The organism is Mycoplasma sp. CSL7475-4, assembly GCF_024834065.1.
GTDB lineage: Bacteria > Bacillota_I > Bacilli_A > Mycoplasmatales > Metamycoplasmataceae > Mycoplasmopsis.
Genome location: NZ_JANUYA010000013.1, coordinates 1 through 12,510, shown reverse-complemented (window position 1 = coordinate 12,510; position 12,510 = coordinate 1). Strand labels below are relative to the sequence as shown.

Sequence of the window (12,510 nt, the reverse complement as noted above, 5' to 3'; positions counted from 1 at the left end):
GGCCCCTTTAATCAAAATTGCTTGCAATGCAGCTGCTGCATTGTTGTATTTTTCTACATCGATGGTTTTATCAGTAATATTTTTGGCAATAGCATCTGTTTGTTCTTTAATTTTTGTCTCTAGTTCATCTTTAAACTCGGCATATTTTGGATCATTTTTAAGATTGTTTACACGTTCTAAAGCTTGATCGTAGTTTTCACTAGCTTTATCTAGTGCCTCTTTTGCTGCCGGAATGCTACTATTAAATTCATTTAGTGCATTAGTTTGAGCAACTATATTGGCAATAGTGGTGTTGTCATAATTGTTAGCTTTATCAACGCTTATATTTTTAGCATTAATCAAATCTTCAGTGTCTTTTTCTAATTTTGCATATCTATCAATGCCATTAAGAGCCTCTTTTGAAGTATTTAAATCATTAAGTGCTTGTTCGTATTCATCGATTGCGCTTTGACGTCTGTCATTGAAACGTGTTTTTAAATCGTTAAGAGCTTGTTGAGCTTGTTCGTATTTTTCGATTGCTTGCTCTGGAGTTAGTTCTTGTTGTTGAGCTTCATTTAAGTCGTTAACTATCTTTTGAACTGCGTTTTCGTATTCGTCTTTTGTTTCGTTATCAATGCCAAAGTGTTCTGGTTGGAATTTATTTTTTAATTCTTCATCATATTTTTCTTTAGCAGCTTGGATTTGTTTAGCGGTTGCTAAAGCATCATCTAATTTTTGAATAAATTTTTTGTATGTTGGGACGTTTTCAACTTCTTCAGGCGAAATGTTTGAACGAGAAAAATTATCTAATGCATGTTTTATAACACGACGTGCATTAGGGTTATTTTCTAAATGATTAATGTCATAGTGTTTTAGTTCAGCTTGCTTTTCTTCAAGATCAAAAATAGCTTTGTCAACTTTTGCTTTGTCAAATGCTTTTTGTAATTCGTTACGTGCTGCAATAATTGTTTTTTCGGCTGGTGGATTAGCTTTGTTTGGCAAGGCTTGGCTATCAGTTTCTTTTTTAACTTTTTCTAGTGGTTTTTTAATGTCGCGCGAGTATTTTTCAGGACCTAAATTGTCATTAATTCATTGGGCAACTTCATCGCTTAATTTTTTGTAATCATTAGCTAAGTTTTCCTCGTGTGTTTTTTGGGCTAAAAATTTAGATGCAGGGATTTTTATCTCACGTTCAAAACTATCTTTTGGCTCTAATTTGTAAGTCGCTCTTACACGGAATGTTACATTTTCGTTTTCATCATAAGTGATATCACTAAAATGATAGTCGTACTGATCTTGATTTAACATATTGCCAATTAACATTTTTGCTAATTTTAGCAATTTGCTTTGATCTTGCCCTGCTTCTTGATTTAGTTCGTTTATTTTTTCGCTAAAGTGTGCCGCTGTTAAATCCTTATCGCCCAATCCTACAACATTAGGATCGTTTAAATCGTCTTTCGCTGTTCTAAAACCAGTAGTTTCAAAGTCTAAACTGATATCTCTTCTTTTAATTTTACCTGTAAAGTTGTATTTAACATCAGCTACGCCAACTCCATTAACATCGTTATAACCGTATGACAAAATAGTAACCCCGTAATCTTGTGGGTCAATTTTTTTATCTTTGTAGTAAAAGACTATGTCATCAGCAGTAACTTCACCAACTTTTTTAAGTAAAGCTTCCGGTTTAATTTGTGGATATATATCTTTTTCCAATCTTGCTTCTAGGATCGCAATTAAACCGACGGTAGTGGTTGTAGCAACCGCTCCTGTGGCAAGAGTTGTTAAAATCTTTTTCTTCATTTTTCCTCCTTCTAATTAAAAAAAGTAATGCTATTTATATTATTTTTAACTAAAATAACTTTTATACATTATAATTCTTTTTTTTTTTTTTTTACGAACAAATATCTCGTAGAAATGTTATCCATCATGTAAGAAACAAAAACCTTTCTTATTTTTAAAAAAGTTTTTTGTTGCTTAACTCAGATAAATTCAATATTAATATTACGATTTATTTAGTGTTAAGAAATTGATAAATCTATAAAAAGAAAAGTCGAAGAATATTCTTCGACTTTTGTCTGATTGCGTTTATATAGAAATAATTTTATCTTATGTTCTCATTGTTATAATCGATATCGACTCACTTAAAGTCACCAATATTGATTAAGTTTTTCATCGCGCGGTAAATGCTTTTATAAATAAGCTCTGTGTACAGACTAACAGTATAATCGCCACCACCCTTGTTGATATTGTATTCTTTTAGTCACATTACAGGAACACCTGTTCCTGCCCCTTTTGCCATATACTCACCAGTTCTATTAAGCATTGATAATAGAAGTTCTTTTTCTTTTTCTAATTCACGCAGTTTTCTTTTTTTAGTTAAGTCATTTGGATTTTGTCTTAATTGTTCTTTAACTTGCTCTATGTCATTGGTATAAAGTGCTAATAATTTATAAATGTTAGCTTCTAGATCTCTACCACCTAGAACTGGAGCAAGTAATACATTTCTTGAATTATTTTCGTCGGTAAACTTAAATAATTCAAGATAGATTTTACCAGTGTAACCTAGATGTATAGATGATGCTGATTTACCTGAACCTGATCATGTGTCGGTAGGTGATTTATATCACCAATAATCGTTTACTTTGTGTTCTGCTCATTTTGTTGCAGTTAGATTTGAAATAAAATCAATTCATTTTTCTCTTAGGTCTATTTTTTCACTTCCTGTTGATGAGTCAAATATTTTTCCTGTTTGTGGAACACCATTATTTAAGTATTCAAACAAGTGTGAAAACACAGCGGTGTGTCAATTTCTGCTATAGTTCAGACCAACAGCATACGCATTCATGTTATATCCACCAGAGCCATAATGATCATATGTATAACCAAATTCAGGGAAAGTAGAATTTATATTGTTATAAATCATATCTGGTTTTAATTCATTTAGCATAAATGAATTGTAATTACTAAATAGATATGAATCTGCTGGTTTTGTATTTGATATATATCTATCATTTACGAATGTAATTTCAGAATTTTCGTTATGTTCTTGTTGCCATACATAAGTTCGTTCCTTAGCGGGTTCATCATCAGGATATCCTCTAAAGCTTATGGATTCAATGTTATAGATATAGAATGCTTTAAGATCTCCAGAATTAAATTTAAATTTAATATTACCACTAGCGTCTTGTTCTATATTTACAGAATTAATTGTTAAATCGTGTTGTAGCGGTTTTGGTTGAATTGCATCATAATCCAATTCTTTGAAAGGATGTTTTTCCTCTTCTTCTTTAATAGCTTGTTTTGTTCTAACATAAGATCAATTTTTGTCAATTTGAGCTAAACCTTTTAGACGGATCGAAACACTACCATCTTTTATGGTAACACCTTCAGTTTTGAAACCAGATAGAATAAACTCATTGTTTGAAGCTGCTTCGATTAATTCGATTGGATTAGGATGGTCTCCTGATCGTTTGCCACGGATATTTCTAAATAGAAGGGTTACATTTTCGGCTTTAATATCTCCGTTATTTTGCACTTTGAAATTACTTTGGTTAGCATATTTTGTATTAATCAACTTATTAGAACTTAAAATTGTTTGAGCACTTTCTCTACTGCTATCGGCAACTACAACTTTTTCTAATGAATACAAACCGTCTTTAACAAATCTGTTTCTTAGGAATGTAAAACTTAATTCTTTTTTATCAAAACGAATTGGCTCAGAAATAACTCTTACACTTTGTTCATTTTTAGCAACAATATATAATCATTTATCTTTTGAATAGTCACCTTCAAGTTTATCAATTTTTAGATAACCAATAACATCTCTTTTTTTTCAATTAAATATTCTTGTCATATTTTCATTGAATGGACTATAGGTTGTTGGTATAAAGTATGTAACATCGTAAATGCTATCTACTGTTTCTTGAATTCTTCTTAAATCGTCTTCAGGAACATCTAAATTAGGATCGGCTTTTAGGTCGTTTAATTGGTTTATTAACTTTCTTTTTTCAGGGTTGAAATCTGTAATGTCCGTTGTGGGTTCAAGAACTTTATCGATTTTCGCTTCTTTCAGAATTCATTTTAGATCGTTTAGTGTTTTACCATTATTATTCAATCTCTGTTTTAAATTGTTTTTTTGTGGCGAATCATCTTTCAACTCGTTTACAGCTGCTGTGGCCGAGCTATAGGCAATTTGTCAATTTTCAGCTTTAGTTTTAATTGCTTGTAAGTCAGCTATTGTTTTATCAGTGTTTGCTAAAGTTGAACCTACTTCGCCTAATTCTGTTCCTAAAGTAGCTTTATAACCTGCGTCATTTATTTTTTCAATTTCAGCAGTTGTCGAGCTTAACTCAGTTTTAATTTCATCAACTTTTTTATCAATACCATAAGCCGTTGCTGATGTACTGCTATTATTGTCATTTCCTAATCTATTAGTTGAATTTCATTGATTGGTTAAGCCGGTTTTAATACCTGTCGCTCTTGAATCAAGAATATCAATTTTAGTTTTAACACTTTTTAATTTTGTTTTTAGACCACTCGCTTCATCTCTTATGTCTTCAAGCCATTTTATGTTTTCGGGGGTTGTTCCGTGCACTCTATCTAATTCGGGCTGTAAGAAGGTTTTTTGACCATTGTTCGATAAGCTGTTTATATTTCTTTGCGCTTCAACTTTAGTTTTATTGAACTTCATTTGGTTCAACAATGAGTCAGCATCACCTACCAAGTAACCATTGATTTCATCGAAGGTAGAATACGAATTTGAAGCTGGGTTATCATTTGATTTAGTGATGTTTTGAATTGCGTTCTTATAAATATTCTTAACGTTTTGAGGTATATCTTTATCATTGTTGAAGTCATTTAGGAAATAATCTCTAACGGTTTCAAAATTTCGTTTTAAGGTTGGTAAGCCATTAATTAATCCTTGTATTTCACTAATGGTATCAGCTTTACTACTGTCACGGAAGCTTTTTTGTAAAACATCACGATACTTACTTACATTAATTGTATTTCCGTTTTTATCAGCAAACGCTTTATTAATTTTGGTATTAAATTCACTAGATTTTTCCACCGTATTTGCTGCTAATGTTTGCAATTCTAATAGTTTGTCACCAATCGTTTTTCTATCAGTAGCATTCGGTTTACCATTATAGTTTTGCTCTGCTAAGCTTTTTTCATTATTCAAGTAAGTACGAGCGTTAGTTGGCATTTTAACTATTTCATCTTGCAATTGAGTAAGTATACTTTGGTTCGTTGCTTTTGCTTCTTTTTCCAATTCCAATGCTTGTGCTGTCGTAATAGATTCTGATTCAACCTCATTTAATTTGCTTTGTCTATTATATGATGGAACTAAAGCTGGTAATTTTTCAATAGCTTCTTTGGCACGATTTACAGCTATGGTGTGTTCACGCTCTAATATGCTATCAACCTTGTTCATAACATTATCTAATGTGCTCATTGAACTATTGTTATTAAATAGAGTTTCAAGATGAGCTTTTTTATCATCATTTGAAGGTAAAAGATCTTTTACTTTGTTTATTTTTTCTCTTAATTGACTTAATTTTGCATCAACCTGAGCTCTATCTAACGCTTGTTTATATAGTGCTGCTAGATCATTGTAATTTTGTTTAGTCTTATCAGTTTTAATTTGATTAATTTTTTGTGTTAAAGTGGTCTTAATATCACTTGGCAGCAGTGACTTAATTTTATTTTCAACCAAGATCATTTTTTGATTTAGTTTGCTTGCGGCTTCGGCTGCAATTGCATTATATTGTTGGACAGCACCACCGGTTTGATTTAAATGTTGCAATCTTGAATTTAGACCAATATAACTACTTCCATTTTGGTAATCATAATCTTTTAATCAAGCTGTGTTAGGATCAATTCCTTCATTATAGAAACTTCTATAAGTAGTTTGTGGATTGTTTTTGGTTAAATGTAATTTTTCCACGGCTACTTCGGCTTTGGCTTTTGCTAAATATTTATCAGCATTATTATTTAATAATACTAATTTTTCTTTAGCAGCTTTATACTCATTTTTGATTTTTTCACCAATTTCAAGAGCGGTTTTATTACCTGCTTTTTTGAAATCATCAATATTTTTTCTTAAAGCATTGACTACTTTATCATATTCAGCTTTGAATAAAGCTTTGGCTTTTTGTTTTACGGCTGCATCATTTTCATTGTCAAATTGCTTAGTTGCTGTACTTAGGGCACTATCATAGCCGTTGACTTCTCTAACAGCTTCGCTGTTGACTGTTTCTATTGAGCTTGCCGTAGTTGTTGGAGCATTATATTGCTGTGGTGATAAAGCGTTTGTTATTTGACCTTTCAATTGATTAGCAAATTGGTCAGTGTTTACTAAATTATGGAAGGCTGTAATATCACTATTTTCTGTCGTAGGACTTGCAAGAGATTTCAAGTTATTTATTTTTGTAATTAAGTTGTCTAATGCATTTTTTACACTATTTATATTAGAACTTTCAGCATTTAATTTATTTGTGCCTGTTTCAAATACATCTTTATTAGTGTTTGCTATATTGTTTAATCCATCTAGACCCGCTTTTACTTGTGCAATATTATCAATTGCGGTTTTAATAGCAGAATATTTATCTTCAGCTAAAGGAGCAGTAATTGCATCATATTTATCTTTAAATTCTTTAGCAGCCGCTGCTTTTTCAATCGCCCCTTGTAATCCATTTTGACCAGTATATGCGTCATATGCATTATTAATTTCGCTGGTAGTTGAATTAGGGTTATTTAACACATTATTTAAGGCTTGAGTAGCACTTGTTTTAGCGCTATTTAAATAGTTTTTAATATTGTTGTATTTTGGATCACTATAGTTAGCTAATGCTATATTGAATTGTGAATCTTTATTATTTCTCTCGGTGATTTTATCTCTTCTGACTTGCTCTTGCGTTTTTAGGTTTTCAAACGCAGTGTTTAAAGCATTGTAGTCTTTTGTTGCTTGTTCTAAACTTGGTTGTTTACCCACCCCACTAGTTTGATCAGTTATCTTTTTAACATCTGTCAATGTTTTTTTGATGTCATTATAGCCAGTAGCAAGCTCAGGTTTAGCTAAATATTGATCAACTTGGTTAGCTAATTCAATATATTGTTTATTTTTTTGTGCTTGTTCACTATTTTTTGAGTTAATAAAGTCATCTTTAGCTTTATTGACTGCTGCGGAAGCTTTTTCGTAAGCTTCACGTATTTTATCCTCTTCATTTCCAGCAGCACTTAGATTGTCTTGTAATTGTTTTTCAATTTTTGCTATTTTTTTATCAAAATCAGCTTTTTGACCTTCATAACTAGGATCGGTTGTATTTGTTGATTCTTCTTTAGCGGCAGCTAAATCTCTATCGTAATTAGTTCTGGCGGCTTCTTTGGCTGCTGTTTTAGCTTTGTTTATTGCATCAATAATTTTTGGTATTTCATTAACAAAATTATCAACTGTTGCTTTTTGTGGATCGTAAGATGAACCATCTTTACCAACAACTTGGTTTGAAGAATCTAAAGCATCTTGCAATTGATTTTGAATATTAGGATATTTGCTTAAAGCATCTTTTAATTGAGTTAATTTACCGACTTCTTTTTCGTATTTTGCTTTTTCTTTTTCAATTTTAGCGTTTTCAAAGTCTTTATTTGCTGTTTTTAATGCTTGCGTAGCTTTTTCGTAAGCTTTACGTTGCTTATCTAAATCATCGCCAGCTGCTGCAAGATCTCTTTCTAGTTCATCACCAATTGAGCTTATAGTATTTCTTAATGCTGCTTTAGCTTCTGCGTATGGTTCATCTTGAACATCTTGGGCCAAAGCGTCTAGTTTAGCTTTTTCAGCTTCATAGGCTTTTTTAGCCGCATCGCTTGTTGATTTTTGAGCTTTGTTTAATGCGTCTTGCAATAGTGGTAATTGATCATTAAAATTAGGAGCAATTTGTTTAGCTTTGTCTGCTTCAGGATATCAATTTGTAACACCTTGCGAATCTGGTGTTGCGTCTGTATCTCTACCAACGACTTTATCACTATTTTTTAAAGCATCTAACAACGCTTGTTTAGCATCAGGATAATCATCTAAAGTATTTGCAAAATTATTGATCTCATTAACTTTGTTATCATATTCAGCTTTTTTAGCAGCATCAATTGCAGCTTTATCATTCGCAAATTTATCTTTTGCGCTTGCTAATTCGCCAATTGCTTTTTCATAAGCTTTACGTTTAGCATTTTTATCTGTATTACTATCAGTATCAATACCGTCTAAAACATTTTGCATTCTATTAACTTCTGCTTGATATGCGTCAGTAGCGTCTTTATAAACAGGGTTAGTGCTATTTATATCGCTTTGCGCACTTTGTTTATCAGTGTTGTATTGTTTTTTAGCTACGTCTAAAGAATCATTCAATGCTTTTTCATAAGCTGTATTTAAATTATCATAAGCAGCATTGATTGTTTCATATGGTTTTTGGTTATTAGTTCCATTTGAATGATTATCATTTTTGGCTTGTTCTAATGCTTGTTTGATTGCCGCGTATTGAGTTTTGTCGCCTAAATTGTCATTATTTAGTAACTCAGTAACTTTTTCTTCTAACTTATTGTATACAGCGACTGCAGCATCTTGAATTGCTTGTTTTAATTTATCAGTTTCGCCATTGTAATCACTTGCATCAATTTGATTGCTTTCTTGTTCTTGTTGAATTACTGTTTGCGAACTTGTTTTTTGTTCATTTAGAGGTTGAACTTGATTTGCTTCAATATATTCAGGTTTTTTAACTAATTTATCAATTAAAGCAACTTGTTTATCGTATTCAGCTTTAGCAGCATCAATTTGTTCTTTTTCTTCTTTAGCTTTTCTAAATGATGCTTCTAGTTGTTTTTTAGCTTCTTTGGCTGCTGCTTGTTTTGGATAAGGATCATTAGTTGCTGAACCAATCGCATTTTGTTCTCTTTCAACATCTTGTAAGGTGGTTCTAATTTTGTTGTATTCTGGTTTTGAGGCAGGAATATCATTTTCTAAATAATTATTAACTTCATCTTTAAGAGCATCGTATGCTTCAACTGCTGCTTTATCTGCATCAGCAATTGGGAATTGTTGATCTGCGTAAGCAATATCTTCAGTTAGCGAAGAGGTTGCTTGATTGTAAGCTTTTGGTGTAGATTGATCATTAATTGTATTGGTAATAGAAGTTTTATCTTTTTCTAATTTATCTTTGATGTATTTTCTACTTGGATGGGTCGAACTTTCAGTGATTTTTTGGTCTAATTCACCCAATTTTGCATTGTAAGCTTGTTTTGCTCTTTCAGTCTCTTCAGCTTTCTTAGCTTGAATATCATTATGAATTTGGCTTAATTTTGCAATATATTCTTTGTACGCTTTAACTTTATCAACCTTATAAGTAGGAGAGTCTTGGTTAGCATCTAATTCGGCATTTTTTTGAGTTAATTCATCATTTACTTTTTTAATTTCACCTTGAGCTCATTTTTGAGTTTCTGGATATTCATCTAAAGCATTTGCTTCATTGTCAAGCTCAGTTTTTTTAGCGTCATAATCAGCTTTTGCTTTTGCTATTTCAGCTTGATCAATAGCTTTTTGTAATTCGTCATATTGTGTTTCAGCTTGTGTTACTTTTTCGCCTAATTCTGCAATCTTGTCTTTAGTGTCATCGTGAATTTTGTTTGGTAAGCCTTGTTGTAATTGAGCAATTTTATCACGTAAGGTTTGATTAATTTCTTCATAACGTTGATTATTTTCAAGGTCATTATTTTTAATGAAATCATTTGCTTTTTCACTTAATTTAGTGAATCTATCGTTTGCTTGGTCAATTACTGAATTAATTACAAAATCAGCTTGATCTTTATATGTTTGGGCACCGATTGTTTCGTTATTTTGTGCAGCTGTAATAACATCATTTGCATCTGTTTTTGCTTTTTCTAATTCAGCTTGTTCACCTGCATATTTTGGATCATCTTTTAATTGATCTAATTTTTCAACGGTTTTATCATATAGATCTTTTGCTTTGTTGATTTCTAACACTTTTTCATCAATAGTTGCAGTGAAATCAATCAGGATTTTACTTTGATCATCCAATGTTTCAATTGAAACACCTTCATATGGTGTTGGAGTAGCATTAGTTTTTACTGCTTGTTCTGATTGATCAATTAAATCATTTATTTGTTTATTTAAACCTTTAAGTTGCGGATTGTTATCTACACCTAATTCATCTTGTGCATGTCTTAGTTTTTGCGCTGCTTGACGGTGTTTTTCTTGAGCAGATTTAAGGGCAATTTGTGTTTTTAATTGCTCTAAAGCATTTTTAGCATCACTGTATGCTTTTTTAACATTTGCCACGTAATTTTGGTCACGAGTATTAGTTAGCCCACCTAATGTATTTGATAAAGTTTGAGCAATTTTTGCAATTTCTTTTTTATATCAATCTTGTGTTTCAGGCAATGAGTCATCAATAGTTGCTTTATTATTCAATTCAGTATCGTAAGCTTTTTTAGCATCGTTTATTTCGTTGGCTTTTTCTATTGCTTGTTTTAGGGCATCAACTTTATTTTTATAAACAGTAGGGTTTAAAACGTCATTTTCAGGAACTGTTGAAGTTAGATTATCAGCTATAGCATCTTTGATTAGATTGTATGCTTGTGGGTTTGTTAATGAATTTTCATCATTATTTTGGTTGTATAAATTATTATTAAGTTCTTTAGTTTTTTCAATTTCACTTTCTAATTGGTCAAATGCTTCTTTGGCTAAATTAGCTTTTTGTTTAAATTGTGAAAGTGATTGCTCTAATTCATTAACTTTATTAACTTTAGGGTCTGCGCCTTTGTAAGTATCGGTCTTATCAACATTGACAGCATCTGCCTCAGTTTTAATTGGTTGCATTTCGGCAATAATTTTATTGCGTAATGTTGCGTATTTATTGGTTGAACCCGCATTCGAATCTGGATTTGTAAATACGTCAGCAATATTATTAAACTCAGTATCAAAATCAATTTTAGCTTTACCTAATCTAGCATCATTATAAGCTTGGATAATTTTTGCTGTTGAAGCTTTTACATCTTCAACATTTACGTCTTCTAAATTAAGTTTTGAGATAGGTAATCATTTAGCATCTTCTGCTGCTTTAATTTTATTTAAAGTTGCTTTAATTCCGTCATATTTAGGATCAGTTCAGTCGGCAATATTACTTGGAATAATATTTTCACTATTGTGTTGGTAATTTTCTAAAGCTGTTTTAGCTTCATCGATTTTTGCAATACGTTTTCTTGCTACTGATAAGGCGTTATCTAAAATCTTTTTAGCGTCTGTATATGCTTTTTGGTAAGCGTCTTCATGGCCTAAAGTTGTATATGTTTGTTCACTAACATCGCTAATTACTTGGTCAGCTTTTTTAATTTCACCTTCTAGGTATTCTTTAACATGATTTTTATCATCGATAGCTGATTCGCTAGATTCTTTTTTAATGTCGTTTTTAATTAATTTGTCAATTTCACTTTTACCTGGGTTATTGTATAAATTAATTGCTTTATCTATGCCAATTTGATTTGATAAAATTTCATCTTTAACTTGCCCTAATTTGGCAATAGCTGTACGAATTTGACTTTCGCTCGCTGACGCAAAATCATTTGCGAAGTCGACATTTTCTTTTTCAGTATTGATATTTTGGTTAATATTGAAAATTAAATTTGAATAAGCTTTGCTATTGGTTGCTTTGCTTAATTCGTCTTTAACTTTGTTTAGCTCATCAACTTTTTTATTGAAATCATCAATTGCTTTATTTTTAGCTACATTTTCTTTAGCTAATTCTAATGCGGCTTTGGCGTTATTGTAAGCTTCGACTAATTTAGCAGGATCTAAATTTGCCACTTTAATGGCATCTGCTAAATCATCCTTAGCTTTTTGAACTTGTGCCTCATATTTTGCTTTAGCACCATCATAACCAACAAAATCGCTATCAGATAAAACAGTTGCTAATTCATTATTGTAATTTTCATTAGCTTGTTTAACTTTTTGTGCTTCAAGTTTTTGTTTGTCTAATTTGTTAATGATATTTGTGTAATTTTGTGGATTTAACACATTTTTGTCACTTATTTGTGGGTCAATATCATCAGAGTTTAGAGTTGAGTTATTGTATTTATCGACAGCATTTTGTAAAATTTGTTTCGCTTCTGGATAATTTGCGTATTCAGTATTCTTAGCATTGTTTAATTCATTAATTTTACTGTCAACTTCATTGTGTTTTGCAATAGCATCTTCAACTTTTTGCGCATAATTATTAGTTGTTAGTTGCTCAGTTTTTTGACCAATAAAATCAGTATCATTTGAATTTTCAACATCATCTTTTAAAGGTTTCATCAACTCTTTAATTGCATCTTTAATGTCGCTATATTTATCATTTGAGGCCAAGTCAACGATTTCGTTATATTTATTGGCAAATTCTTTTTGTTTGTTAGCCAAGTCATTAGCAGCTTTTAATTGGTTATAAAATTCCTCAATTTTTGCTAATTCGTTTGATTTAGCGACTTTATCAC

At 31.2% G+C, this 12,510-nt stretch carries 2 protein-coding genes; both read right to left on the bottom strand.

All coding sequences use genetic code 4. The annotated features are described in order from the left end of the window. On the bottom strand, positions 1-1,779 hold a 1,779-nt coding region (locus NXS15_RS03635; RefSeq protein ID WP_259290505.1), incomplete at its 3' end, for a hypothetical protein. A 301-nt stretch (positions 1,780-2,080) separates the two neighbouring features. Continuing rightward, positions 2,081-12,436 (bottom strand): hypothetical protein, encoded by a 10,356-nt coding sequence (locus NXS15_RS03630; protein WP_259290504.1) that lies wholly within the window; start codon positions 12,434-12,436, stop codon positions 2,081-2,083. Between the last annotated feature and the right edge of the window lie 74 nt (positions 12,437-12,510).